The sequence below is a fragment of the Pseudomonas sp. NS1(2017) genome (assembly GCF_002269425.1).
GTDB lineage: Bacteria > Pseudomonadota > Gammaproteobacteria > Pseudomonadales > Pseudomonadaceae > Aquipseudomonas > Aquipseudomonas reactans.
This window is the reverse complement of sequence record NZ_CP022960.1, coordinates 3,115,993-3,141,577: the sequence shown is the minus strand read 5'-3', so window position 1 is coordinate 3,141,577 and position 25,585 is coordinate 3,115,993. Positions and strand designations below refer to the sequence as shown.

Sequence of the window (25,585 nt, the reverse complement as noted above, 5' to 3'; positions counted from 1 at the left end):
TCTCAACCCATGGTTGATAAAAATGAATTACGCGCCGCTTTCAGCTCGCGCCTACACGAAGCCCTTGACGATGCCGGCGTACGCAGCAGGGGTCGTGGCGTGGACATCCATCGTAAATTGAAAAGCTTGGGGGTTGATAAGACTACTCAAGCCATAAGCAAGTGGCTAAATGGCGAAGCTATGGCCGAAGCCGACAGCATGGTTGCGCTTTGCACATGGCTGAAGGTGCGCCGGGAGTGGCTTGAATACGGCGTGCGTCCCAAGGAACAAACTGGCAAAAGTAACGTACATCAACTAGTCGTAGGCGATGAGAGCAACGTTAGCGAAATCAACCAGCGCTTTGGCAAAGTTCCTTTGATTTCTTGGGTTCAAGCAGGAGCTTGGTGTGAAACACACTCGAATTTTGAGGCATATGAGGCCGATACATGGTTATCCTGCCCTGTACCAATTAGTAACCATGGATATGCTCTAAAAGTGCTAGGTGACTCCATGACGAATCCGGGCCCAGGGCGAAGCTATCCGACAGGTTGCATAATTTTTGTGGACCCAGAGGCAGAGACAAAGACGGGGGACAGAGTCATCGCGAGAGTACCACGCACGAACGAGGTAACCTTTAAAGTTCTAGTGGAGGACGCGGGGCGACAGTTTTTAAGGCCTATAAATCCGCAATATCCAATCATTGATATTACGGAAGAGACTCATATTTGTGGCAAGGTGGTTGGCTCATTCATCCCTGAGTAGAGATAAAATTTAGCCATTAAAGCTTACTAGCACTTGGCTTTAAAAAACCATCTATATGAAATATCTTTATGGCGGAACCTTTAATTTTATGATAGAGAGCATTCAATTTAACTTGCTGTGTTTTTGATGTTCCAACATCAATGATAAGGTAGATCGCTCGCTTAGACTTTTCAGATTTCATATACTCTGGAAGCTGTTTCTCAACTCCTTTTGTCAAGCTACTATTAGTGGATTTTTTAACCTCTACCAAAACGCTATTAGCAGCATTCGAGCCAAACTTAAAATCCACAGGACCTCTTCCAGAATTAGACTCTCTGGCTATCATTATATTGTTCGCCTCGCAATAACTATCGGCAACCCCGTAAAAAGCAAGCTGAACTGCCGACTCATTTTTGGCCTCGTCATTATTATTATAAAAAAGTGTATTTAGCCCATTATCCTCGACCAAGCTTTTAAATTTCTCACAAATTTTCAAGACAAGAGCCTCAACCTCATCAATGCTAGGATGAAGACTTAACTTCAATTCAAGAGGATTCTCCTGAGTGGCGTCCTGCGTCTTTCTGTACCAAATATATTCGCCAGTTTTGTCCTCTTCAAAATCATACGGCTGCGCTTCCTTAGCTGTGTACTGGCTTACTAAATCGTCCATTAAGTCAGGGTATTTAAATATTAGCTCTTTAAGTTCAGATTTTTTAATGACAGTAAGAGATCGCCAGGAGTTACCTATGAGCTTATTCAACTTTTCTTTTAAGTCATCGCTTCCTACACCTATCTCGTCACTGCCGGTCCAATCAAAAGCAGCCGGTAAGTCTCGTAAAAGCTCTTTAGGCACTAAAAGTATCGGTTCTTTAGTAAATGGATTTTGCGGCACCCCAGTTTTTTTATCTATGGGTCCAACCCAGCCCGCAGGTAGTATTAGTTTATAAATATTCAGGGAGTACGTCAGTATATCTTCCTCAATGATATTTGCCGTCATATCACTAATTCTGTCCGGCCCAAAATTATCTTCAAACAATCCTACAAGCTCAAACAACTCAGGATCATTCTTCCCTGCCTCGATAATTGTCTTAGCTGTAACTAACACTCGACGTCTTAATTCTGGACCTATGCCGCTTCCAGCAGTTCCAGTTGATGAGTAACCAATACATAGACCTCTAACTTCATGCCATCGCATTTTTTTATCAGCTGCCTTCCAGAAAATATCTTCTTTCGCAGCACTTATCGACAATAGCTTACCGATTTCCAGAAATCTATTTTGCAACTTCCCGTAGCTATCTTTGAATTCTGGAGTTTCAGCATGTTTCAAAAGATGCGGATCGAGAAACAAGCGAGTGTCTAAATCCAAAACTGGATCCAAAGCGCCTAGCTCATCAATTTTTTTATGGGGTATCTTTAGGTATTTGGACAGAGAGGTAGGCATGACGATCCTTGTGCTAAGTAATAGTAGCGTCACGATGCCACTATCAACTTCAGGTAACAAGGTCATGAAGATCACCTCGCACTAAAAATATCGCTGCTCATAAATATCTGATTGATTTATATAAATATCAACCTATGGTTGTTGACCAAAATCCACTTTTGGTTGATATTTGTCTCACTCTTCCACCACAGAGCGAGGCAACACCATGCACACCACAGCCACCCTGCACGTCCATCCGGCCGCAGCTAATCCCTCCCGCATCTTCGAGGTCCGCCGCCTGGCACAAGACTGCGGCTGCGCCTTCATCGCGTCCAAACCCAAGCTGAAACAGCGCTACGCAACCGCCCCCTTCGATCCAAACGGCGGAGGGCACGCGGCATGAAAAAGTACAAACTCGACAACCGTACCCTGACCCTGCTCAAGGCCCAGGTCAGCCTTACCCAAACCTTCAACCACCTACTGCGCACAGAAACACAGCGTGAGGCCCTGGCCTTCCGCCTGAACGTCGAGCGCCGCAAAGTCGATACGCTCTTCACCGTTGAACTGGGCAGCGAACGCCACACGCTGACCCTGACCAACACCAAGAAGATGCACCTCAAGCTAGCGGACTTCATTGAGGAGATCGTCAACGGACCAACCACCCTTACCGATCCATCCACTCTGCCGCACGCAAACCGCCGCTACGGCGTGTTCGAGACCGAACAAAAGCAGCAGGTATTCGACCTGGTGCAAACCGGCGGCGCCCTCAGTCTCGATATGGGATTCGAGCAACCGATCAACTTAGCAATCCACCGCAACAAGACCCGCGCCGGCATCACCACCATCATGAGCATTGGCGTCAGAAAGCCGCGTACCAAGTGCTTCACAGTGTACGGCAGCGACGTGGAGATCTACTCCATGGTGGCCGAGTCCATCACCCATCTGGCTGCCGTGGCGACACCCGCCGCGCACGCAGCCTAGGAGGCCGAGATGGAACGCTGCCTGGAAAAAGCCGCCAAGTACTTCGGCCTCACACGCCCAAAGCTGATCGCTCTAATGCGTAAAAAGGGCCTGCTCAACGACCGCAACCTCCCGGCCTTCCCGGTGCGGGACCACGAGTACCTACGAATCAAGGACAGCAACTGGTACCACGAGACCGCCGGTATGCAGTACAGCCAGTCGACAAAGGTCCGCCAAGCCGGCATCCGCTGGCTCGCGGAACAGTTGGGCCTCGAACTGCCAGCCATCCCGGCAGACAACCGTGACGTGGCCTAGGGAGTACGCCCGCCAGATCGTCGCCATGCACACACGCGAGGAGCGCAACGCTGCGCTCCTCGAAGTGCCGGAGCATCTGCGGGAGCTGACCAAACGCCATTGCCTGAATGCCTGGAACCACCCTTCACGACTCAAACGCAAGGAGGCCGCAGCTCATGAGCAACATCAGTCAAACACCGCTACGACTGCAACCCGCACCGGATAGCGCGACCGTCGAGATGCTGCACCAACTCTTCGGCGACGTGCTTATCCCCCTGGAAAAGCTGCGCGTGCATTACTTCAAGAACCTCAACGAAAAGACCTTCACTGAGGCGATCAACAGCGGGCGTATTCAACTGCCCGTGACCACTCTGGACCACAGCGTTAAGGCGTTGCGGTACGCCCATATCAAACACGTCGCAGCACTGATCGACATTCGCGCTTACCGAGCGGACGAAGACATGCCACGGCCACAAAACGATTCATCCGAGCAAGACCAGTAACCCAGACGGCTGCCACCACCAGCCACGAAACCACTAGGAGCACACCACATGACTGCAATTCAAATCTTCGCATTGATCAGCATCATTTTCGCCGCCGCGATCCTCTATTGGGTCGGCTATCGAGGAGGTCTGATTGATGGCCGCATCGAAGGTATCGATGAAGGCAAGGCTATTCAGCAATCGGATAACTCAGGGGTAATTGAGGATCTGAAGCGACTGCTTGATCAGGCCCAGGACCAGTATATGAAGTTGTATTCCCATTACGAGCGGGCCTTGGCCGCTTCGAAACTTGGGGAACCATCGCGCCAAACTCTCTTAGATATCGCCGAAAAGCTGCGAATTGCGGCAGAGACATTCAGCGCATTCCGTACCGGCAAAAAACTCGAGCGCGACACACTTACTCTCCGCGACCAAGCTCTTGCCATGGCAGCTTTACTAGGTCCAGTGGCACCAAAGTTGGAACTGTCCCCATCGAGCTGCTCAATCACTGAGTCCCAAGGTCGATGGGTGATAGAGCGCGGACCAACCGAGGCAATGTGCCCTGCAGAAGCCCGCAAAGCAGTGCAATTCTTTCGAACCGAAGCGGAAATTCATAAACGAAACCAAACAGCATTCGGCGGTGACGTATGAGCAGAGCCATCCCCATGCTGCGCTTGTCCCCACAAGCCGCCGGCACACTGCAACAGCAGCACGCCAAGGCCACCAGGGAACTCCACGCCCCTACCCTCTACAACAAAGAACTCGACCGGCAGTTGAAAGCGCTGATCGGCTACGACTCTTTGCGTCAGTTGCACAAAGCAACTAACAACGCCCTGCTGCTGGCCGATCTTGTGAGGGAAGCCGCATGAACTGGATCCTCACCTCAACCGGCAAGCGCTTCGACCTATACGAGCCATACGTTGACATGATCGACCCACGGGACATCTCTCACGCGCTGGCCCATCTGTGCCGCTTCAACGGCCACACCCGCGAGTTCTACAGCGTGGCCCAGCACAGCTCCATAGTCGCCGAGCTGGTGCCGGAAGATCACAAGCTCGCGGCATTGCTCCACGACGCGACCGAGGCGTACCTGGGTGACATGACCCGCCCACTCAAGCAGTGCATGCCCGACTACCGAGGTTTCGAGGACGTGATCTGGATGCGCGTTTGTGAGCGCTTCGACCTGGCCCTCGATCTCCCTGCCAGCGTGCACCATGCCGACCTGATTGCACTGGCAACCGAACGCCGCGACCTCATGCCAACCGATCCGGCTATCTGGGATTGCTTGGTCGGCATCGAACCCATGGTTGAAACCATCCGCCCATGGCCTGCTGCAGAAGCCAGACTCACCTACCACCATCGGCTGATGGACCAACTCGCCATCGAACATCGGAGGAAAGCGGCGTGAAGAACCAACAGAACAACACTAGTGTCGTGTCCGCTTTGCTCCGTGCTGCAGATGGTGTCGACACGCTAGAAACAAACAGTCTCTGCTGCGAAGCAGCAGGCATTATTGCCCTTTCCAGCGCCACTGCCGAGGCACTTATACCCCCCGAAAAGCTGCGCAGGGCAGCGCTCACTGATGCAACGCTAATCGCTCCAGTACGCCCGCTCGCGCAGCCTGCCTTGGGGTATAAACGCCAGCCGCCCGCTCACAAATTGATAGTCAACACATTGGAGGCCGCATGAACACGCTTTTTTTGCTGATGGCTCAATATGACGGTCAGGCGGTGATTCCACTTGCCCGGGTCTGCGCCGACTACATGAATCTGACGGTTGAAAAATTTAAGCACAAGCAACTGACGGGCGAAATTGACATTCCAGTGGTTCGCCTTGGCGCACGAAGTCAAAAAGCTGGGCTCGGAATCCACTTAAAAGATCTAGCTGACTATATAGATCGTCAACGACAAGCAGCTATGATTGAACAGGCGAAATTATTCGGAAAAAATTGATTACGACTGTAAAAAACCCAGTCTGCATAGACTGGGTTAATTATTATAACTCAACCCTACCCTCTTCAAAAAAAAGCTCAGACTGTTGAACCAACGCCACATCATTCACAAATTCGTCACAGCGACCGAACTTCCTAAAAAAACGATTCAAATTACAAATATAGATTGTATACCCGCCCTTATCAGAGCAGTCCACATAAACCCTATTATGTCTCATGATATGGTCGTCATACTCATCAAAATGAGGATGCACAATCTTAAATGCCTTACTCACCGTAGGATAATTAACTCGGGGAGCCACCATAACCGGATCAAAAACTTCTTTCTTACTTTTATACTCATTACAATCAGGGCACACAACACAAAGATTTTTTGGCTCAAACATAAAATTTAAGTATTGAGACTTAGGAACAATATGTTCAACCGCTGCGCCCACAGCCGAACGGGCAGCAACCGGCCCCTGGCAATACACGCAAACTAAACGCTGAATTTCGCGATAATAGTCTCTAATCTCACATCGCACACTCTGCAAATCCGCGTCACCCCAATTCTTATGGGAAAAACCAGACTGTTGGATCTTCTCATTTATTATCGCTAAAGCTTCACCACTCAAAACGACTGGATCGTTAATTATTGGCATATTTTTCACACAACTCGGCCACCGAGCTAATAAGTTCTTTAACTGGGTCGTTTGACTCGACCTGCTTATCCAACTCCTTCAAACGAACTAACTCTAGCGCAGACTCAGCATCAACAAACTTAGCGGCCTTTACCTTAGCTAAGAGATTGAATGCGAGACGAGATATGTACTCATTCATCACACCTGGAGCGTCAAACAACTCGGCAAGTTGGTAATCTGCAGAGCGGTGATAAAACTCAGCAGCATGATAAACCTCCTGTTTTGATAGAGATGTGACAAAGCAGGCTCTATCTCTTAGCCGGGATATAATTTGCGGAGAATGAGTAGCAACAATAAAATGACATCGACTATAAGCAGAAAAAGATGTCGTCAACAACATCATGAACTGTTCCTGCCACCGAGGATGCAAACTAATTTCGGGCTCATCAATTAAGATTATCGATCCATCTGTGATATGTCCGGCAATGCCAAGCATAAGAACCAGCAGACATTGTTCTCCAGAGCTGGCTCTCTTGAGAGACATTTCACCATAACCAATCTTCTCTAACTTAAGATCCATCAACCGCATTAGCCCAACATTAACTAAAACCAGCATTGCCTCAATATAAGCATCATTGGCTACTCGACCATCTAGAGACGCAGACCCTCCTGAAAAATTTATCGTTAACTCTATTGCTTTACGCTTAGTAAATAACTGATGGACTTTTCTTATCGCATTGAAAACTTCATGCCGTTTGGAAACCGGCAAAGCCTCAAGAATCTGAAAATACCGCTCATCAATCTGAATTCCGTAGTCCGCATCCATGCATTTTAAATCAATTGATAGACTCGCATCACCTACCCTACCAACGTCGTATTCATCATAGTCTTTGCCTGACCGGATATATCCGGGCTTGAATACAAAATCCACAACTGGGTAGAAATTCAATGAATCGAAGACGGCTAGCAAATTATGATTACCAGATCTAGCAAGCAACTTATCTATCAACCCTTTTGAAGCGGAGGCGATAAGTGAAACAGCCGATGATGGTTGATACATGCCCTCACCGCGCATACCGACATATCTGTAGTTAGATCGAACATCGGGATTGAGTTTTCTTTTCTGACTTGGAAACTTATCGAATGGACTAGTAGAGATGGCAATTACTTTAGAATCATTATCGACCCCATGCCGATTAGAGTATGTAAGAGCGCCATCATCAGGATCAAAAATATAAGCGTATTCAAAAGATTCTGTTTTAGCAATGTCTGCCAACAACCTACTTTTGCCAACACCATTTTTCCCCACAATTACCGTAAAGACATTTTCATCATCACCAACCTGGCTAGGTTTGATTAAATTTATAAAATGCCCATCGTGTGCGACAGAACTTAACCTAGCCATACCATACCTTCCATGATTTTTGATTAGGGTATTGCTAAGGATAGCATTTTGCAATCACGAAAATCCGCAACACAGCCAGTCGTTTAGTTTTCAAGATTTTATTACGAGCGATAGCCACTTCCACGCTTCATATGAATTTCCCCGACCTCGCAGATGTGTATACCGCCGAAGGGAATTCCAATCCCGATGACCGGAGACGCTCGATACTCTTGGTATGTCCCAATCCATTTCGAACAACCGACTCACCCCTTCATGTCTCAAGTCGTGAAAATGGAGATCTTCGATGCTCAGCATCGGGCACGCACGCGTGAAAGACGCTGACACCGATTTAGCGTTATAGGGAAAAATCTCCCGCGCAACCTTCGGCATGGAATGCAATATAGCCCAGGCCTCGTCCGGCAGATGACACCACACATCGTTACCGATCTTCTGCCCCGGATTTTTCATATCCCGCACCAAAACCGCTTGCCGAGCACAATCCAGGTCCTCCCATCGAATCCGAGTAATCTCCTCCTGTCGACGCGTCGAAAAAAGCGCAAAAGCGATCAACTTCGGCATATGGATCGAGTCCGGCCGACGCTTCTGCATCTCAGAAAAGTGGCTCATGAGCCCGTCTAGCTCCTCCAGCGTGGGGCGGCGGTTGCGCTCCTTGCTCTTGCTGACCATGCCAAGCTTGCGTAAGACCTTGCGAGCATCAGGCATTGCATGCGGGTCGACTTCATAACCCCATGCTGGTCGTGCCACAGATAACACAGCGCCCAAGTGCGACAGATCATTCCCGACCGTCTGCGCCTGAACACCACCACCCTCTTTACTCATGCGCCACTGAGCGAACTCCACCAGCTTCTGACTGCTCAGTAGCGCGTCGTCGATATCACCCAACCAGGTCTCGCTGATCGCCTTCAGCGTGGCGCCTTTGGTCTTTCCGAGCGGCCGGATCTTCTCGTACTCATCCAGGTACTGCTCGATCATCTTCTTGATCGTCACGCCCTTCCGATTCGCTCTCTCAATAGCACCTGGTTGGGCCAGCTCCGTCTCCCGTCTCTTGATCCAGGCCTGAGCGACTTGCTTACGGTCGAAGGTTTGGCTTTCCTGATAAACTGTCTTGCCATCCCGATTGATCCGTATCTGCGCCGTGTAGGCTGTCGAGTTGTCCTTGCGCTTACGTGCTGTGATCGTGCCCATTTCCAGTTGCTACATTGCCGAATTCGATCGCTACAATGTAGCAACCGTCTTTAGAAAACAAGGGGACATGGGTAAAAACCGCTGTATAAAAGATCAGTATCAATGAATTTCGAAAAAGCCTTAACCCCAGTAAATACTAGCCCTTCACGTACAGAGCTATCTCGCCGGTTCAGCGTGGCGCCGATGATGGACTGGACCGATCGCCACTGCCGGTTCTTCCTGCGCCTGCTCTCCAAACACGCCCTGCTCTACACCGAGATGGTCACCACCGGCGCCATTCTTCACGGCGACCATGACCGCTTTCTGCGCCACAACGAAGCCGAACACCCGCTGGCCCTTCAGTTGGGCGGTAGTGTTCCGGCTGATTTGGCCGCTTGCGCGCGCATGGCCGAGGCTGCGGGGTATGACGAAGTAAACCTGAACGTCGGCTGCCCAAGCGACCGCGTACAAAACAACATGATCGGCGCAATCCTGATGGCTCACCCTGCCCTGGTCGCCGATTGCGTGAAAGCCATGCGCGATGCGGTGTCAATTCCAGTTACGGTAAAGCACCGTATCGGCATCAATGGCCGGGACAGCTACGCCGAATTGTGTGATTTCGTCGGAACCGTGAAGGACGCGGGCTGCACCAGCTTTACCGTGCACGCGCGGATTGCGATTCTGGAGGGGTTGTCGCCGAAGGAGAACCGTGACATTCCGCCATTGCGTTATGACGTCGCGGCGCAGTTGAAGCGGGATTTCCCTGGGTTGGAGTTCATTCTCAACGGCGGGATCAAGACGCTGGAGCAGTGCCATAAGCATTTGCAGACGTTTGATGGGGTGATGTTGGGGCGGGAGGCTTATCACAATCCGTATTTGCTGGCGGAGGTGGATCAGCAGTTGTTTGGCAGTGAGGCGCCGGTGATCAGTCGGGCGGAGGCGTTGGTGCAGTTGCGGCCTTATATTGCGCAGCATTTGGCGAGTGGTGGCTCGATGCACCATATCACTCGGCATATTCTGGGGTTGGGCACCGGTTTTCCCGGGGCGCGCAAGTTCAGGCAGTTGTTGTCGGTGGATATTCATAAGGCGAGTGATCCTTTGGCATTGCTGGATCAGGCGGGAGCGTTGCTGGAAGGGCGGTGAGGGTCAGTTGATGTAAGGGGCGGTCGGGCTGCCGTCATCGCTGGCAAGCCAGCTCCTACAGTTGATCGAGTCGCCAGTAGCAGTTGGGTTGAACCTGCTGGCGGTTTTGCCCTCCTATTTAGCACCAAGGCGGGGCATTCAAACGGCTGTTTTCAGGTTGTTGCCCTCGCAAACGATCGAACGCATTTGCGCCCTTGAGCGCCTGCCAGCGCTCGGGTAATGTCATCAGACCCACAGGACAGAGCACGCCCATGACTTCCAAGCTGGAACAACTCAAGCAATTCACCACTGTCGTTGCCGATACCGGCGATTTTTCCACCCTCGCCAAGCTCAAGCCGCAAGACGCCACCACCAACCCTTCCCTGCTGCTCAAGGCTGCATCGATTCCGGGCTATGCCAAGCTGCTGGATGAGGCCGTGCAAGACTGCAACGGTGACGTGGGCCTGGCCAGCGACCGTTTTGCGGTGGCGGTGGGTCAAGAGATTCTTAAAGTGGTACCGGGCCGTATTTCCACTGAGGTGGATGCCCGTTTGTCGTTCGATGAAGCCGCCATTCTCAAGCGCGCACACCGTCTGATCGACCTGTATGACAAAGCCGGCGTTGGCCGCGACCGCGTGTTGATCAAGATCGCCTCCACCTGGGAAGGCATCCGCGCTGCCGAGAAGCTGGAAAAAGAAGGCATCCAGACCAACCTGACGCTGCTGTTCTCCTTCGCCCAGGCTGTGGCCTGTGCAGAAGCTGGCGTGTTCCTGATCTCGCCGTTCGTGGGCCGTATCTACGATTGGTACAAGAAGGCCAACGGCAACGACTACACCGGAGCTGAAGACCCGGGCGTGCAGTCGGTGACGCGCATCTACAACTACTACAAGGCCAATGGCTACAAGACCGTGGTGATGGGGGCAAGCTTCCGTAACCTGAGCCAGATCGAAGAGCTGGCTGGCTGTGACCGCCTGACCATCAGCCCGGACCTGCTGGAGAAGCTGGCAGCGGATGAAGGCAAGCTGGAGCGCAAGCTGTCGCCAGGCCATGCCGGTGAAGCCCGTGTGCATCTGACTGAAGCGCAGTTCCGTTGGGAGTCCAACGAGGATGCGATGGCGACTGAGAAGTTGGCGGAAGGGATTCGTCAGTTTGCTCGCGACCAAGAGAAGCTGGAGGCGTTGCTGACTGCCAAGCTGTAAAAGGCGGCGACTGCAAAAAGGGCGGAACCTGTGAGGGTTCCGCCCTTTTTTATGCTGCCTGGACTGACGCCATCGCTGGCAAGCCAGCGCCTACACAGGGGGCGTGGTTCGTCAGTGACGTTCGAGGGCGTTGACGAGGTCGTGGAAGGCTTCGCGGTTGGACTCGTTGAGGCCCATCAGGATCTTGTGCGCTTCCAGTACCTTGACCCGCACCACTTCTTCGGACTGGTCTTGCGAAGGCAGGTCGGTCAGGCATTCCGGGCACGGAATCGGGCGATCAACGATGTTGAACACCTGATCGAAGCCCATGGACTGCAACAGACGGGTGATGTCTTCGTGGGTGGTGACCACAGTCGGCAACAGGCCAACCTTCTGCCGAGACAGAATGGACAACTTGGCCAACAGGCCCAAGGTGGTGCTATCGATGCTGCGGGTTTCGGTCAGATCGATCACGATCGCCGAGAAGTTCAGCGCTGTGAAGATCCGCTCAATCGTCGCATCCAGCGCCGAACACAAGGTCAGGCGCACTTCACCGACAAATTTCAGGACGAAGGTCCCGTCTTGCTCGGCGAATTGGATTCTTCCGGTACTCATCAAAGATTCCTGCTCAACACCAATAGGGCGATATCATCCGGCATCTCCCCTAGCGTGGCCAATCCAAAAACCTGCCGCAGGCCATCCAGGCTGCCGCCCGCCGACTTGACCTTTTGGGGCAAGGCGGCTTCTTTCTCTTTGAGTGTAGGCTCTGGAAGCAGGTCCAGGATGCCGTCTGACATCAGCGTAAGGCTGAACGTCGGCGGCAGCTCCAGGATGTGGTCTTCGTAGGTGGCTTCATTGAACAAGCCCACCGGCAGGCCACGACCTTCCAGGTAACGCACACTGTCTGGAGTGTATAAAACCGGCATCGGCAGGTGACCGCCGATGCTGTAGGTCAAAAGACCGGTTTCTTCATCTATCACGCCGCCGACCATCGTCACGTGCTTGCCCAGCTTGCAGCTGATCAGGCCCCGGTTGATGTGGCCCAGCACCTCGGAGGGGGTGAACTCCGGCAAGGTGCCATTGCGCTTGGATTCGAACAGCAACCGCGTGGTCATGAATTTCAACAACACGGTGACAAAAGCAGAGGAAGCACCATGGCCGGAGACATCGGCCAGGTAGAACGCCACACGTCGCTCATCCACGCGGAAATAGTCGACAAAATCACCCGACAGGTACAGCGACGGGATGATCTGATGGGCAAACTGGAAGTCGTCGATGGTCCAGGGGCTGACTGGCAGCATGTTCATCTGCACCTGGCGACCGGCGTTCTGGTCTTCCTGGAGCAGGTTGAGGCTGGCTTCGAGTTCGCGGTTGGCGGTTTCGAGCTTTTCACGGTAGCGCTGGTTTTCCACCAGCAGGCGTGCACGATCCAGGGCACGGCGCACCGAGTGCTCCAGCACCGCGAGATCTTCCAGGGGCTTGATCAGGTAGTCGGCGGCGCCTAGGCGCAAGGCTTCGACAGCATCGTTCATCACCCCGGCGCCCGACACGACTATCACCGGCGTCTGCGGGGCGCGTTCAGTCACCTGGCGAATCAGCTCCAGGCCGCCCATCTGGGGCATGCGCAGGTCGCAGATCACAAGGTCGGGCTGGTCGCGCTCGAATACCTGGAGACCCTGTTGGCCATTACTGGCCTGCAGGACGCTGAAGCCACTGTCTTCCAAATAGGCCGCGAGGCTCGCGCGCACTACTTCGTCGTCATCGATTATCAGCAGCGTGGCACTGGTTTTTTGCATGTGGGCAAACGGCGCCAGAATTAGGTTGGCGTAGGTGGCGCGACAATGGCCGGGCTCACGTACTGGATTCGCTTTCTAGCCTCTCTGTCCTACAAAGCATTGGGATTTTCCCCATGCACAACGGTAAAGCAGAGGTGCCCTTCTAAGGCGCAGACGGTACTCCCATCCGTCAGGGGTTTCAAGCTCATGCCGATGGTCGCCGGGCGTCTTTACACCGCAAATCACCGGGAGTTATAAGAACAGGCACGACCACAACACAAAGTAAGGATGAAGCCCATGAGCGAACACGAGCGCGACTACGCCGAAAAACGCGATTTCATCCGCATGCGTGTGGATGCCGATGTGTCTCTGATCCACGCAGGGCAGGAGATTGCCGGGGTTTGTGTGGACCTTTCCAGCTCCGGCATGCAAGTGCAGGCGCCGCGCCAGTTCAACGTAGGCGACCGGTTGACGGTGCGCATCGATTCGGAGCACGCGGCGCTCAAGGGCCTGGAGGCGGACACCGAGGTGGTATGGACCAAAACCAGCGGTGACGACCAGCACCTGGGCCTCAGGATCCTGAAAATGCGCTGAAAGCCGCGCACAAAAAAGGCGACCGCAAGGGTCGCCTTTTTCATTTCAAAACGTCACAGCTTAAAAGTCGTCGACGACCTTGCCATCCTTGACCTTGAACTCGCGGTTCTGCAGGTAAGCGTTACGAATGAAGGTGTACTTGTCACCGGTGATCAGCTTCTCGCTGTCGAGCAGGCTGGCACGGGTGTCAACGATATTCAGGCCGAACGTGCTGTTGCGCCAGCCGATGTCGTTCATGTAGCGGTACGGTTGGGTGTAGCTGTCCACGTACTTGGACGGCGCATCACGCAAGGTGCTCGGGCCCAGCAAAGGCAGCATGACGTATGGACCGCTGCCTACGCCCCAGTAGCCGAGGGTCTGACCGAAGTCTTCATCGCTGCGCTGCAGCCCCATTTTGGTGCCGACATCAATAAAGCCCAGCACGCCGAAGGTGGTGTTGACCAGCAAACGGGCCGTGTCTACACCGGCCTTTTCGGGCTTGAGCTGCAGCACATTGTTGGCCAGGTTGCCCACATCACCGATGTTGCGGAAGAAGTTGTGAACGCCATCCTGAACGAATTGCGGGGTCACGAACTGATAACCCTGGGCCAGTGGCTTGAGGGCATAGGTATCGACGGTGTCGTTGAAGGTGAAGATCGGGCGGTTGACGCTTTCCCATGGATCGTCTTCCGATGCAGCCTGTGCAGCGAAAGGCGCCAGCAGGACAGTGGCACACACCGACAGCTGAGCGAAGTAGTGGCTCCAGCGCATAGCTTTTGCTCCTTGAATGGTCTGTCATGGGCGCTATGCCCTGAATAAGGCCGTCAGTATATGACGGAAGTCGCCAATTAGGCAGTAACTAGGAAACGTCAGACCAAAAATGGACAAAATTCCTACAATTAACAATCCTGTCATCGAGTTGTCATCCTGGCCCGATAGCGTTGACGCTATTTCAGGGATGTCGACATGCCTCACGCCGAGATAGCCATCGCCAGCGCCCCCGCCTTGACTGCCGTTTTGTTTGGCCTGAGTGGCTGCCTGGTGGACTTCGGTTCCCGCGCACGCACCGACTCACCCTCCCCGGACTCCCAAGCCACACCGGGCGCAATAAAAATACTGCGCAGCCTCCAAGACCAAGGCGTCCCTTGCGCCTGGCTGGATGAACTGCCCCCCGCCGTCACCACCCCGCTGGCCACCACGCTGCCTGCATGGGTCAAGGCGACATCACCCTCCTCCATTCGCTGGCCCGCGCCCCACGCCTGCTGGCAAGCGTTGATGGAACTGAACATCGAACGCCTGGAAGGTTGCGTGTTGGTCAGCGGCGAGCCGCGCCTGCTGCAATCAGGCCTTAATGCCGGGCTGTGGACCATCGGCCTGGCTTCCTGCGGCTCACTCTGTGGCATGGCCCCCGAACAATGGCTCGCGCTGAGCGAGCAGGAACGCGAGCTCAAGCGCGGCAAGGCCACCCTTGCACTGTACGGGCTGGGCGTGCACTCGGTGATCGATCACCTGGGCGAACTCGGCACCTGCCTGGCCGACATCAGCCTGCGCCAGCTCAAAGGCGAGAAGCCCTGACACGGATCATGCACAGTCGGCGCCAGTGGATTAATCTACAGGTCAGCCCGTAGACCTTTCTCGGCGTGCCGTGGTCTATGCCAGTGCCTATCGATAAAAGGAAACACGTCATGCCTGATCGCAAAAAACTGGAAGAACAGGTCGAGATCCTGCGCGGGCAGTTGGAACAGGAACCGCCGCTGTCGGAAGAAAAACGTGAAGCGCTGGAAGCCTTGATTGCCAAGTTTGAATTGCAACTTGAGCTTGAGCCGGCCACTCAAACACCGAGTATTTCCGACGATGTGAATCAAGCGGCCATCGAGTTCGACGCTGAGCACCCGGTGATTTCCGGGACCTTGCGAAATATCATGATCACCTTGGGCAATATCGGGATCTGATAGCAAAAAGCCCCGCAATCGCGGGGCTTTTCAATGTTACTGACGGGCCAGGCGCACGTTCTGGAACGCCACGTCTTCCGTACTGCGATACGGGTTGATATCCAACCCTCCCCGCCGCACATACCGCGCATACACCGTCAACGTCTCCGGCTTCAGCAAGCGCTGCAGGTCCAGGAAGATGCGCTCTACGCATTGTTCATGGAAGTCCGAGTGCTGGCGAAAGCTCACGATGTACTCCAGCAGGCTGGCGTGATCCAACGCGTGACCACGGTACTCCACCACCACACTGCCCCAGTCCGGCTGGCTGGTCACCGGGCAGTTGGATTTGAGCAGGTGGCTGTGCACGCTCTCCTCGACAACGCGCGACTCATCGCAACGCAGCAGCTCCGGGCGCGGGTGCTCGTAGTTGCTGACGCTGATATCCAAATCATCGATGCACACACCTGGCAAAGCCATCACACCTTCGGCCTCGATCTCGGCCAGGCTGCGGATGCGCACGCTCACCGGCTTACCGGCAGCGGCGCTGAGGTCGGTGCGCAGGGTCGCTTCCAGGCTGGCCGCATCGGCAAACGCGGTCTGGTTCAGCGAATTGAGGTACAGCTTGAACGACTTGGACTCGATGATGTTCGGCGAGTTGGCCGGGATGCTGAACTCACCGATGGCCACCACCGGCTTGCCGGACGGCAGCAGCCAGGACAATTCGAAGCAGTTCCAGAAATCCACGCCCTTGTAAGGCAGGGTCTCGGCGCTCAGGCCCAGCTCGGCCCATTTGGCGGCACGTGGGATCGGGAACAGCAACGAAGGTGTGTAGGTGGAGATGTATTCACTGGACTTGCCCAGCGGCGAATGTTCGGCTGCGGGATGCATGGCGGAAACCTGGCTAAATAAACCGCGCCAGTCTACCAGCCTTTGCCCCCGTGCCTAAGCGCCAGCGGATCAATCGACGTTGAGCTTGCCGACCATACCCGCCTGGTAATGCCCCGGAAGGTTGCAGGCAAACTCCAGGCCCGTGGCCTTAGTGAACGTCCAGGTCAGCTCGGCGGTTTTGCCCGGCTCAACCAGTACGCTATTGGGATCATCGTGTTTCATCGCACCGTGGCCCATGGCAGCGTGGTCCATCTTGCCCATACCGGTGGCAGTAAGCATGCCGCTGGCCTGCATCTGCAGCATTTCCTTCTGGTGTTCGGCATGCATCGCCGCGTCGCCCAGGTTGAATTCGTGAAGCAACTGGCCTTTGTTGACCAGCACAAAGCGCACCGTCTCACCGGCCTTTACGTCCAGGGACTTGGGCGAAAAGGAAATATCCTGCAAGGTCACTTCCACGGTACGCGTGGCTTTGCTCGCCGGTGCAGCTTCACCGAATGCATAGGTGTGGGCGGCATCGGCCATCGCATTAAAACTCAACGCCAACAGGCAACCCGCCAACAACAGGGGTGTACGCAACGCCATCGGTCTTCTCCAGAAATATAGGAACAGCTTGAGCGGCACTCTAAGATTGCGCCGCTGCCAGCTAGCTGACTGCTAGATTACAACTTTGTCAGGTTGCTCCCCTGCCCTGGCACTCAAGGTATAAAGCCGTCGTCCACCGTTGCCAAGAGCCGCCCATGAAACTGCTGATCGTCGAAGACCAACCCAAAACCGGCCACTACCTGCGCCAGGGCCTGGCCGAGGCGGGCTTTACCACTGAATTGGTGGCCGATGGCACCAGCGGCCAGCACCTCGCTTTGACCGGCGACTACGACCTGTTGATCCTCGACGTGATGCTGCCAGGCCGTGACGGCTGGCAAATCCTCCAGGCCGTGCGCAGCGCTGGCCTGGATATTCCGGTACTGTTCCTCACCGCCCGCGACGCCGTGGAAGACCGCGTGCACGGCCTGGAGCTGGGTGCCGACGACTACCTGGTCAAGCCCTTCGCGTTTTCCGAACTGCTCGCCCGTGTGCGCAGTCTGTTGCGCCGTGGCAGCAGCACGCCGCAGGAAACCGCGCTGCAACTGGCCGACCTGCGCCTGGACCTGATCCGTCGCCGCGTCGAGCGGGACGGCCAGCGCATCGACCTGACGGCCAAGGAGTTCTCCCTGCTGGAACTGCTGCTGCGCCGCCAAGGCGAAGTGCTGCCCAAATCGCTGATCGCCTCCCAGGTGTGGGACATGAACTTCGACAGCGACACCAACATCATCGAAGTGGCGATCCGCCGCCTGCGTCTGAAAGTCGACGACAACTTCCCCAACAAGCTGATCCACACCGTACGCGGCATGGGTTATGTGCTGGAGGAGCGCGTCAATTGATCAAGCGCCTGTCCCTGGCCAGCCGCCTGGCGCTGCTGTTTGCCGCCTGCACCGCCGTGGTGTCGCTGATCGCCGGCGTGCTGTTCAACCGCGCCAGCGAGGCGCACTTCATTGAGTTGGACCAGCAACAACTCGACAGCAAGCTGGTGGCGCTGCGCAGTACGTTACAGGGCGTCGACTCGCCGGAGGCCTTCGCCCGGCGTGAAGCGCAATTGCGCACCGAACTCAGTCGCCAGCCCGACCTTACCCTACGCATCACCGCCGCCGGCCAACGTTGGCTGGACGATGCGCCAAGCGTGACCTTGCCCGACGCGCCCGGCCTGCACAGCCTGCAAAACGCCGACACCGACTACCGGGTCTACAACGCGCCGTTGCGGGCAGTCCAACCCGACTCGCCGCAACTGAGCCTGATGCTCGACATTACTCACCATCAGCACTTCTTGCAGCGCATGCAGCATCTGATCTGGCTCACCGTGGGCCTGTCAGCCCTGGCGACCGCCCTGCTCGGCGCCTGGGCCGCCCGCAGCGGGTTGCGGCCACTTCGACGCATGGGCGAAGTGGCGGCCAGTGTGTCAGCCCACTCCTTGACCCAACGTTTGCCTCAACAGGAAATGCCCACGGAACTGGCCGACCTGGCCCAGGCATTCAACGCGATGCTCGGACGACTGGACGACGCGTTCCAGCGCCTCTCGGCGTTTTCCGCCGACATCGCCCACGAACTGCGCACGCCGCTGTCGAACCTGCTGACCCAGACCCAAGTCATCCTCACGCAGCCGCGCCCGCTGGAGGATTACCGCGAGGCGTTGCACAGCAACCTGGAAGAGCTGCAATGGATGGCGCAGTTGGTCAATGACATGTTGTACCTGGCCAAGGCGGATCACGGCCTGCTGATGCCCAAGCGCGAAACCTTGGCGCTGGCGGATGAAGTGGACGCGCTACTGGAGTTTTTTGCACTGCTGGCGGAAGACGGGCAGATCAGCCTGGTTCGTGAGGGCGCAGCCACTACGGCGGGTGATCGCGGGATGCTGCGCCGGGCCTTGTCAAACTTGCTGGATAACGCCTTGCGGTTTACTCCGCCGGGTGGCGAAGTGCGTGTGCGGATAGAGGATGGCGTGAGGCTCTCAGTAGAGAACACCGGGGATGGCATTCCAGCGGAGCTGCTGCCGCGGTTGTTTGACCGCTTCTACCGGGCGGACCCGGCGCGCCATGAAGGCAGCAGTGAACATGCGGGATTGGGACTGGCGATTACCCAGTCGATTGTGCGGGCGCACGGGGGGAGGATTTATGGTGAATCTGAGGCGGGATGGACAAGATTTGTCATTGAGTTGCCCGCATAGGCGCCATCGCCGGCAAGCCAGCTCCTACAGGTAACACGCAATCCAATGTAGGAGCCGGCTTGCCGGCGATAGCGGTCTAAAGGCTTACGAATATCTCAGGGCATGCGCCGGCTCAATCTTCGCCGCCCGATACGCCGGATACAGCGTCGCCAGAAAGCTCAACACGAACCCGGCCGTGCAGATCAGCAGCACATCCCCACCTTGCAGTTCCGAAGGCAGGTTGCTGACAAAATACACGTCCGAACTGAAGATATGCTGACCGGTGACCCGCTCAACCCAGCCCACCAGCTCACTCACGTTCAGCGCGGCAATCACGCCCAATACGCCGCCGATCAAGGTGCCGACGATACCGATCACCGTGCCCTGCACCATGAAGATCGCCATGATCTGCCGGGGCGTCGCGCCGATGGTGCGCAAAATCGCGATGTCCGCGCCCTTGTCGTTCACCACCATGATCAAGGTGGCGATGATGTTGAACGCGGCGACGGCGACGATCATCAGCAACAACAGGCCGATCATGGTCTTCTCCATCTTCATCGCGCTGAACAGGCTGCCCTGGGTGTGGGTCCAGTCGTCAGGCTTGTAGGCAGCGCCCAGGCTGGCGGCGATGTCCGACGAGACCTTCGGGGCCGCGTAAAGGTCTTTCACCGCCAGGCGCACGCTTTGCACCTGGTTCGGCTGCCAATGCTGGATCTCTGCGGCGTCGGCCATGTGGATCATCGCCATGGAGCCATCCAGCTCGGCACCGACCTTGAAAATGCCCACCACGTTCAAGCGTTGCATGCGCGGGGTGATACCACCCGGTGCAGTGCTGATTTCCGGCACGATCAGGGTCACTTTATCGCCCACATTCAGACGAAAGCGGCGCGCGGTGATGTCGCCGATGACCACGCCAAACTCGCCAGGCTTCAAGTCTTCCAGACTCCCGCGCACAATATGCTGGGCCACGATCGACACCTTGCCTTCCTGCGCCGGGTCGATGCCGCTGATCTCAATCGGCTGCATGGCGCCCTTGTAGGAGAACATGCCGTCCATCTGCGTGAAAGGTACGGCGGCAGTCACTTCCGGATTCTTCATCGCGGCAGCAGCCACCGGCTGCCAATCGTCAATCGGGTTCACGCCGACGATGGTGGCGTGAGGCACCATGCCAAGGATGCGCGAGCTCATTTCGCGCTGGAAGCCGTTCATCACCGACAACACCACGATCATCGCCAACACGCCCAGGGCGAGGCCGATCATCGAGGTCATCGAGATAAACGAGACAAAACGGTTGCGGCGCTTGGCGCGGGTATAGCGCGTGCCGATGAAAATCGATAACGGTCTGAACATTCGCTTGCACCGCCTGAAAAAATGAAAAAGCCCGGCGCTTGAAGCGCCGGGCTTGAAACGGGTCAGATGGCGACCAGATGACCTTCCTGCAGGTGCAGCACGCGGTCCATCTGGCGGGCCATGCTCATGTCATGGGTCACGACCAGAAACGCGGTGCGCATCTGGGTGCTCAGTTCCAGCATCAAATCCTTGATGCCCTGGGCGGTGTGGGAGTCGAGGTTGCCGGTCGGCTCATCGAGCATCACCAGCCCTGGGTTGTTCACCAACGCGCGGGCGATGGCCACACGCTGGCGCTCGCCGCCGGACAATTCAGCCGGTTTATGCTCCAGGCGATGACCGAGGCCGACGCGCTCCAGCAGTGCTTTAGCGCGCTGGCGGGCTTCCGGAATCGCGGTCTTGCCGATCAGCAGCGGCATGCACACGTTTTCCAGGGCGGTGAACTCCGGCAACAGGTGGTGGAACTGGTACACAAAGCCCAGCGAGCGGTTGCGCAACTGCCCACGGGCCTTTTCACCGAGGGCCGACAGCTCTTCACCGGCCAGCCACACGCTGCCCTGGGACGGCGTATCAAGGCCGCCCAACAGGTTCAGCAAGGTACTTTTACCGGAACCGGAACTGCCGACGATCGCCACGCGCTCCCCCGGGTGCAGCTCAAGCTGCAGGTTGGACAACACCACCACCGACTCCGGGCCTTCCTCGTAGGATTTGCCCAGGTCGCGGCAGCTCAGGATTGCTTTTTCACTCATGCCCGATTCACTCATAACGTAAGGCCTGTGCTGGCTGGGTACGTGCCGCGCGCCAGGCTGGATACAGGGTGGCAAGGAAACTCAGGACCAACGCAGCGCCGCCTACCATCAACACGTCCTGGGCCTGCACCTGGGACGGCAAGTAGTCGATGAAGTAGACGTCGGCGTTGAGAAACTTGTGGCCGATCAGGGTTTCGAGGCCGGCGATGGCGGCACTGACGTTCAGCGCGGCAAGAATGCCCACCGCCGTACCGATCAAGGTGCCAACCACGCCGATCACGGTGCCTTGCACCATGAAGATCGCCATGATCTGCCCCGGCGTAGCGCCGAGGGTGCGCAAGATGGCGATATCGCCCTTCTTGTCGTTCACCACCATCACCAGCGTGGAGATGATGTTGAAGGCCGCCACGGCGACGATCAGCAGCAACAGCAGACCGATCATGGCTTTTTCCATGCGGATGGCCTGGTAGAGGTTGCCGTGGGTACGGGTCCAGTCGCGGGCGTAGTACTGGCTTTCGCCCAAGTGCTGGGCGATTTCCCAGGCGCCGCGTGGCGCATCGAACAGGTCGGCGAACTTGAGGCGCAGGCCCTGCACCTGGTCCGGCTGCCAGCGATGCAGGCGCGCCAGGTCGGTGAGGTTGGTCAGGCCGAGGTAGCCGTCGATTTCGCCGGCGCCGACATGGAAGGTGCCGACCACGGTAAAGCGCTTCATGCGCGGGAACATGCCCGCCGGGGTCACGGTGACTTCCGGCGCGACGAAGGTCAGCTTGTCGCCGAGGCCCACGCCGAGCTTGGCAGCGGCCTTGTCGCCGATGACGATGCCGAAACTGCCAGGCGCCAGGTCGTCGAGTTTGCCCTGCAGCATGAACTTGTCGATGATCGAGACGTTGCGCTCCTGGGCCGGGTCGATGGCATTGAGCAGGATCTTCTGCACCTTGCCGTCATTGGTCAGCAACCCCTGCATCTGGGTAAATGGCGCGACGGCCAGCACCTTGGGGTTCTGCTTGACCTTGTCGGCCAGGCTTTGCCAGTCGCTGATGGGCGCATCGCCCTCGATGGTCGCGTGGGGCACCATGCCCAGCACGCGGGTGCGCATCTCATGATCGAAGCCGTTCATCACCGACAGCACCACGATCATCACGACCACGCCCAAGGCGAGCCCGATCATCGAGGTCAGGGAAATGAACGACACAAAATGATTGCGACGCTTTGCACGGGTATAACGCGTGCCAATAAATACGAAGAGAGGTCTGAACATGTCGGGGCTTGTTCGGAGGAAAAGAAGACGTCCCGGTGGCGGGGTCTGGTAAGCAGCTTTACACTCTGACCATTACCGCTAGCTGGGGTTCGCCATGTCGACATTAGATGAAGAAGAACGCCGCGAATACTACCGTATCGACGACATGATCGCACTTCAAATCAAAAGCCTGTCTGCCCCCGAGGCGGCGAGTAAGGAAGTGTTGCTGGATGATTCTCCGCTGTTCAATTTACTCAGTGAACTGCACCTGAGTGAATTCGAAGCCCAGCACCTGCTGCGCCAGCTCAGCGAGAAGGATCGCACCCTCGCCGCCTTCCTGCGCGTGCAGAACAAACGCCTGGACCTGCTCAGCCAGATCATGGCGCGCGGCCTTCTGGATGAGGTCGGCGCACCGCAACCGGTGATCATTTCCGAAGGCGGCATCGACTTCCAACACCCCACGCCCCTGCCGGCCGGTGCGCACCTGGCGGTCAAGCTGGTGCTGATGCCCCAGGCGCTCGGCCTGCTGCTGCGTGCGCGGGTCACCCATTGCGACCCCAAAGGCGCAGGCTTTGATGTCGGCACGGAATTCGAAGCCATGACCGACGCCCAACGCCAACTGCTGGCGCGCTACATCCTGCAGAAACAGGCCCAGGAACGGCGCCTGGCGCGGGAACAAAACGACGACATCTGAATTCGTATTCACTACGCCAGCTATCCTGGCGCGAAGGAGCAACTGTGACCCTGATCTACGGCCACCGCGGTGCCAAAGGCGAAGCACCGGAAAACACCCTGACCAGCTTTCAGGAATGCCTCAAGCACGGCGTACGCCGCTGCGAACTGGATTTGCACCTGTCCATGGACGGCGAGCTGATGGTCATCCACGACCCGACCCTCAAGCGCACCGCCGACCGGAGAGGCAAAGTCGTCGAGTATTCGGCGGCCGACCTGGTGAAGATGGACGCACGCAAAGGCGGCCCAGGCTGGGTCAAGCCGTGCCCGATTCCGCGTCTGGAAGAACTGTTCGAACAGTGCGACTTCGATCACTGGCAACTGGAAGTCAAAAGCGCCTCGCGCACCCGCGCCGCCACCACCGTGCTGGCAATCCGCGAGATGGCCGTGCGTTTCGGGCTGATGGACAAGGTCACCGTGACCTCAAGTTCGCGGGAAGTACTGAAGGCCGCCGTTGAACTCACTCCCGACCTGTCACGCGGACTGGTGGCGGAATACGCCTGGCTCGACCCGCTGAAGGTCGCGCAGAACTATGGCTGTGAGATTCTGGCGTTGAACTGGACGTTGTGCACCCCTGAGCGACTGGAAAAAGCCCAGCGCCAGGGCTTGCACGTGTCCGTGTGGACCGTCAACGAACCCGCGCTGATGCGCAGGCTCGCCGACTTCGGCGTAGATAGCCTGATTACAGACTTTCCCGGTTTGGCCACTGCCACTCTCGGGAATTACTGAAATCGGTCTCCCCGGCCGGCTCAGGCCACCGGCCGGAGCCGCTCAAAAAAGCCGGTTGAGGCCGTCGTAGGCCGCTACCCGATAGGCTTCCGCCATGGTCGGGTAGTTGAACGTGGTGTTGACGAAATACTTCAGGGTATTCAGTTCACCCGGCTGGTTCATGATCGCCTGGCCGATGTGCACGATCTCCGAAGCCTGGTAGCCAAAGCAATGCACGCCGAGGACTTCCAGGGTTTCACGGTGGAACAGGATCTTCAGCATGCCTTGCGGCTCGCCGGCGATCTGCGCACGCGCCATGCTCTTGAAGAACGCCTTGCCGACTTCGTAAGGCACCTTGGCCTTGGTCAGTTCGTGCTCGTTCTTGCCGATCGAGCTGATTTCGGGAATCGTGTAGATCCCGGTCGGCACGTCGTTCACATAGCGCCAGCTGCCATTGTCGACGATGCTGCCAGCGGCCGAGCGGCCCTGGTCATGCGCCGCACTGGCCAGGCTCGGCCAGCCGATCACGTCACCGGCGCCGTAGATGTTCGCCACGCAGGTGCGGTAGTTTTCGTCCACTTCGATCTGGCCACGGCTGTTGACCTTGACCCCGATGTTTTCCATGCCCAGCTTGTCGGTGTTGCCGGTACGGCCGTTGCACCACAGCAAGGCGTCGGCCTTGATCTTCTTGCCGGACTTGAGGTGCAGGATCACCCCGTTGTCCAGGCCTTCGACCCGCTCGTACTCTTCGTTGTGGCGCACGGTGATGTTGTTGTTGCTGAAGTGGTAGCTCAACGCCTGGGAAATTTCAGAGTCGAGGAAGCTCAGCAACTGGTCGCGGTTATCCACCAGCTCTACCAGTACACCCAGGCCGCTGAAGATCGAGGCGTATTCACAGCCGATCACGCCAGCGCCGTAGATGATCAGCTTGCGCGGGGTGTGGCCCAGGCTGAGGATGGTGTCGCTATCGTAGATACGCGGGTGGTGGAAATCGATGTCCGCTGGGCGATACGGGCGCGAACCGGTGGCGATGATGATGTGCTTGGCCACCAGTTTCTCGACCACGCCATTAGGGCAGACCACTTCGATGGTTTGCTCGTCGGCGAAGCTGCCGGTGCCGAAGAACAGGTCGACGCGGTTACGGGCGTAGTAGCCGGTACGCGAAGCAACCTGCTTGGAGATGACTTTCTCGGCGCTCTTGAGCACGTCCGGGAACGAGAACCAGCGCGGCTCACCAATGGCCCGGAACATCGGGTTGGTGTTGAACTGCATGATCTGGCGCACCGAGTGACGCAAGGCCTTGGACGGGATGGTGCCCAGGTGGGTGCAGTTACCGCCGACCTGGCGGCGGCTATCGACCATCGCCACCTTGCGCCCAGCTTTGGCGGCGTTCATCGCCGCACCTTCTCCAGCCGGGCCGGAACCCAGTACCACCACGTCGTAGTTGTAGACAGCCATGCGTACTCCTCAGAACAGGCCAGGCGTACGGTTGGACGCCGGGCTAAATCATGCCGCGGCCAGCGGTCATGAAGGACAATTCGGCTCAAGTGTGTGAACCGGGGCACAGTCTATATAAGGCTCAACGCCGCGAACAT

30 protein-coding genes and 1 pseudogene are annotated in these 25,585 nt (G+C 56.5%); 18 read left to right on the top strand and 13 right to left on the bottom strand.

The genetic code is table 11. The features are described from left to right. Positions 1-9: 9 nt before the first annotated feature. A complete protein-coding gene (locus tag CI807_RS14865) occupies positions 10-741 on the top strand; it encodes a LexA family transcriptional regulator (RefSeq protein WP_095017554.1) in 732 nt (243 codons plus the stop codon). A gap of 16 nt (positions 742-757) precedes the next feature. Here the strand turns inward: CI807_RS14865 and CI807_RS14860 are convergent, their stop codons facing one another. After that, positions 758-2,227 carry a hypothetical protein gene (locus tag CI807_RS14860; protein WP_157742025.1) on the bottom strand — a complete coding sequence of 490 codons (1,470 nt, stop codon included), beginning with the start codon at positions 2,225-2,227 and terminating at the stop codon, positions 758-760. 139 nt (positions 2,228-2,366) lie between these two features. Here CI807_RS14860 and CI807_RS31440 point away from each other — a divergent pair, with 139 nt between their 5' ends. The 8 genes and pseudogenes from CI807_RS31440 to CI807_RS14815 all read left to right on the top strand — a co-directional run bounded on the left by CI807_RS31440 (position 2,367) and on the right by CI807_RS14815 (position 5,828). Then, the gene (locus CI807_RS31440; RefSeq protein WP_177409580.1) at positions 2,367-2,543 is read left to right on the top strand and encodes a hypothetical protein; all 177 of its coding nucleotides are present in this window, start codon (positions 2,367-2,369) and stop codon (positions 2,541-2,543) included. Then, positions 2,540-3,121 carry a hypothetical protein gene (locus CI807_RS14855; RefSeq protein ID WP_095015160.1) on the top strand — a complete coding sequence of 194 codons (582 nt, stop codon included), beginning with the start codon at positions 2,540-2,542 and terminating at the stop codon, positions 3,119-3,121. Before CI807_RS31440 ends, CI807_RS14855 begins: the two co-directional genes overlap by 4 nt. A gap of 9 nt (positions 3,122-3,130) precedes the next feature. Beyond that, on the top strand, positions 3,131-3,415 hold the full coding sequence (locus CI807_RS14850; protein WP_095015159.1) for a phage antirepressor KilAC domain-containing protein: 285 nt from the start codon (positions 3,131-3,133) through the stop codon (positions 3,413-3,415). Positions 3,416-3,570: 155 nt separating this feature from the next. Beyond that, positions 3,571-3,897: a pyocin activator PrtN family protein gene (locus CI807_RS14840; RefSeq protein ID WP_095015157.1), complete on the top strand. Its 327-nt coding sequence runs from the start codon at positions 3,571-3,573 to the stop codon at positions 3,895-3,897. Between the two features lie 48 nt (positions 3,898-3,945). Next, positions 3,946-4,341, top strand: a pseudogene (locus CI807_RS14835) (hypothetical protein); the annotation flags it as partial. 200 nt (positions 4,342-4,541) lie between these two features. Beyond that, the gene (locus CI807_RS14830; RefSeq protein WP_256578764.1) at positions 4,542-4,745 is read left to right on the top strand and encodes a hypothetical protein; all 204 of its coding nucleotides are present in this window, start codon (positions 4,542-4,544) and stop codon (positions 4,743-4,745) included. Then, positions 4,742-5,284: a phosphohydrolase gene (locus tag CI807_RS14825; RefSeq protein ID WP_095015155.1), complete on the top strand. Its 543-nt coding sequence runs from the start codon at positions 4,742-4,744 to the stop codon at positions 5,282-5,284. The genes CI807_RS14830 and CI807_RS14825 overlap by 4 nt, the downstream gene beginning before the upstream one ends. Before the next feature lie 277 nt (positions 5,285-5,561). Continuing rightward, positions 5,562-5,828, top strand: coding sequence for a pyocin activator PrtN family protein (locus CI807_RS14815; protein WP_095015153.1), 267 nt, complete (start codon positions 5,562-5,564; stop codon positions 5,826-5,828). Between the two features lie 43 nt (positions 5,829-5,871). Here the strand turns inward: CI807_RS14815 and CI807_RS14810 are convergent, their stop codons facing one another. The 3 genes from CI807_RS14810 to CI807_RS14800 all read right to left on the bottom strand — a co-directional run bounded on the left by CI807_RS14810 (position 5,872) and on the right by CI807_RS14800 (position 9,037). Then, positions 5,872-6,468, bottom strand: coding sequence for an HNH endonuclease (locus CI807_RS14810; protein WP_095015152.1), 597 nt, complete (start codon positions 6,466-6,468; stop codon positions 5,872-5,874). Further along, positions 6,455-7,852, bottom strand: a complete 1,398-nt coding sequence (locus tag CI807_RS31795) for an AAA family ATPase (RefSeq protein WP_256578763.1) — start codon at positions 7,850-7,852, stop codon at positions 6,455-6,457. Before CI807_RS31795 ends, CI807_RS14810 begins: the two co-directional genes overlap by 14 nt. A 90-nt stretch (positions 7,853-7,942) precedes the next feature. Beyond that, positions 7,943-9,037, bottom strand: coding sequence for a tyrosine-type recombinase/integrase (locus tag CI807_RS14800; RefSeq protein WP_095015151.1), 1,095 nt, complete (start codon positions 9,035-9,037; stop codon positions 7,943-7,945). A gap of 102 nt (positions 9,038-9,139) precedes the next feature. Here CI807_RS14800 and dusA point away from each other — a divergent pair, with 102 nt between their 5' ends. Together dusA and tal are read left to right on the top strand one after the other, a co-directional pair. Continuing rightward, complete coding sequence (dusA, locus tag CI807_RS14795; RefSeq protein WP_095015150.1) at positions 9,140-10,159, top strand: tRNA dihydrouridine(20/20a) synthase DusA; 1,020 nt, start codon at positions 9,140-9,142, stop codon at positions 10,157-10,159. Between the two features lie 251 nt (positions 10,160-10,410). Then, entirely contained in the window at positions 10,411-11,337 is a 927-nt protein-coding gene (gene tal, locus CI807_RS14790; protein ID WP_095015149.1) for a transaldolase, read from the top strand. A gap of 111 nt (positions 11,338-11,448) precedes the next feature. Here the strand turns inward: tal and rssC are convergent, their stop codons facing one another. Then, positions 11,449-11,931: an anti-sigma factor antagonist RssC gene (rssC, locus tag CI807_RS14785; RefSeq protein WP_003172602.1), complete on the bottom strand. Its 483-nt coding sequence runs from the start codon at positions 11,929-11,931 to the stop codon at positions 11,449-11,451. Further along, positions 11,931-13,112 (bottom strand): two-component system response regulator RssB, encoded by a 1,182-nt coding sequence (rssB, locus tag CI807_RS14780; RefSeq protein WP_095015148.1) that lies wholly within the window; start codon positions 13,110-13,112, stop codon positions 11,931-11,933. Before rssB ends, rssC begins: the two co-directional genes overlap by 1 nt. A gap of 276 nt (positions 13,113-13,388) precedes the next feature. Here rssB and CI807_RS14770 point away from each other — a divergent pair, with 276 nt between their 5' ends. Then, positions 13,389-13,685 carry a PilZ domain-containing protein gene (locus tag CI807_RS14770; RefSeq protein WP_095015147.1) on the top strand — a complete coding sequence of 99 codons (297 nt, stop codon included), beginning with the start codon at positions 13,389-13,391 and terminating at the stop codon, positions 13,683-13,685. 60 nt (positions 13,686-13,745) lie between these two features. On the opposite strand, the gene CI807_RS14765 is transcribed toward CI807_RS14770, so the two are convergent. Further along, positions 13,746-14,435 (bottom strand): VacJ family lipoprotein, encoded by a 690-nt coding sequence (locus CI807_RS14765; protein WP_068936084.1) that lies wholly within the window; start codon positions 14,433-14,435, stop codon positions 13,746-13,748. 195 nt (positions 14,436-14,630) lie between these two features. On the opposite strand from CI807_RS14765, the gene CI807_RS14760 reads away from it, so the two are divergent. Next, positions 14,631-15,239 (top strand): phosphatase, encoded by a 609-nt coding sequence (locus CI807_RS14760; protein WP_095015146.1) that lies wholly within the window; start codon positions 14,631-14,633, stop codon positions 15,237-15,239. Between the two features lie 110 nt (positions 15,240-15,349). Then, entirely contained in the window at positions 15,350-15,616 is a 267-nt protein-coding gene (locus CI807_RS14755; RefSeq protein ID WP_005786202.1) for a DUF4404 family protein, read from the top strand. A gap of 36 nt (positions 15,617-15,652) precedes the next feature. On the opposite strand, the gene queF is transcribed toward CI807_RS14755, so the two are convergent. After that, positions 15,653-16,483 carry an NADPH-dependent 7-cyano-7-deazaguanine reductase QueF gene (gene queF / locus CI807_RS14750; RefSeq protein ID WP_095015145.1) on the bottom strand — a complete coding sequence of 277 codons (831 nt, stop codon included), beginning with the start codon at positions 16,481-16,483 and terminating at the stop codon, positions 15,653-15,655. 69 nt (positions 16,484-16,552) lie between these two features. Further along, positions 16,553-17,065 (bottom strand): plastocyanin/azurin family copper-binding protein, encoded by a 513-nt coding sequence (locus tag CI807_RS14745; RefSeq protein WP_095015144.1) that lies wholly within the window; start codon positions 17,063-17,065, stop codon positions 16,553-16,555. Between the two features lie 155 nt (positions 17,066-17,220). Between CI807_RS14745 and CI807_RS14740 the strand changes: the two genes are divergently transcribed. Beyond that, a complete protein-coding gene (locus CI807_RS14740) occupies positions 17,221-17,901 on the top strand; it encodes a heavy metal response regulator transcription factor (RefSeq protein WP_095015143.1) in 681 nt (226 codons plus the stop codon). Next, positions 17,898-19,238, top strand: a complete 1,341-nt coding sequence (locus tag CI807_RS14735; protein ID WP_095015142.1) for a heavy metal sensor histidine kinase — start codon at positions 17,898-17,900, stop codon at positions 19,236-19,238. The genes CI807_RS14740 and CI807_RS14735 overlap by 4 nt, the downstream gene beginning before the upstream one ends. 84 nt (positions 19,239-19,322) lie before the next feature. Here the strand turns inward: CI807_RS14735 and CI807_RS14730 are convergent, their stop codons facing one another. From CI807_RS14730 to CI807_RS14720, 3 genes are all read right to left on the bottom strand, one after another. After that, positions 19,323-20,567 (bottom strand): lipoprotein-releasing ABC transporter permease subunit, encoded by a 1,245-nt coding sequence (locus CI807_RS14730; protein WP_095015141.1) that lies wholly within the window; start codon positions 20,565-20,567, stop codon positions 19,323-19,325. A gap of 62 nt (positions 20,568-20,629) precedes the next feature. Next, positions 20,630-21,313 (bottom strand): lipoprotein-releasing ABC transporter ATP-binding protein LolD, encoded by a 684-nt coding sequence (gene lolD, locus CI807_RS14725; protein ID WP_020372622.1) that lies wholly within the window; start codon positions 21,311-21,313, stop codon positions 20,630-20,632. Between the two features lie 7 nt (positions 21,314-21,320). Further along, positions 21,321-22,571, bottom strand: coding sequence for a lipoprotein-releasing ABC transporter permease subunit (locus CI807_RS14720; protein WP_016975276.1), 1,251 nt, complete (start codon positions 22,569-22,571; stop codon positions 21,321-21,323). A 94-nt stretch (positions 22,572-22,665) separates the two neighbouring features. Here CI807_RS14720 and CI807_RS14715 point away from each other — a divergent pair, with 94 nt between their 5' ends. After that, on the top strand, positions 22,666-23,244 hold the full coding sequence (locus CI807_RS14715; RefSeq protein ID WP_016975275.1) for a PilZ domain-containing protein: 579 nt from the start codon (positions 22,666-22,668) through the stop codon (positions 23,242-23,244). A gap of 44 nt (positions 23,245-23,288) precedes the next feature. Next, a complete protein-coding gene (locus tag CI807_RS14710; RefSeq protein WP_095015140.1) occupies positions 23,289-24,011 on the top strand; it encodes a glycerophosphodiester phosphodiesterase in 723 nt (240 codons plus the stop codon). Between the two features lie 42 nt (positions 24,012-24,053). On the opposite strand, the gene sthA is transcribed toward CI807_RS14710, so the two are convergent. Further along, entirely contained in the window at positions 24,054-25,448 is a 1,395-nt protein-coding gene (gene sthA, locus CI807_RS14705; protein WP_016975273.1) for a Si-specific NAD(P)(+) transhydrogenase, read from the bottom strand. Between the last annotated feature and the right edge of the window lie 137 nt (positions 25,449-25,585).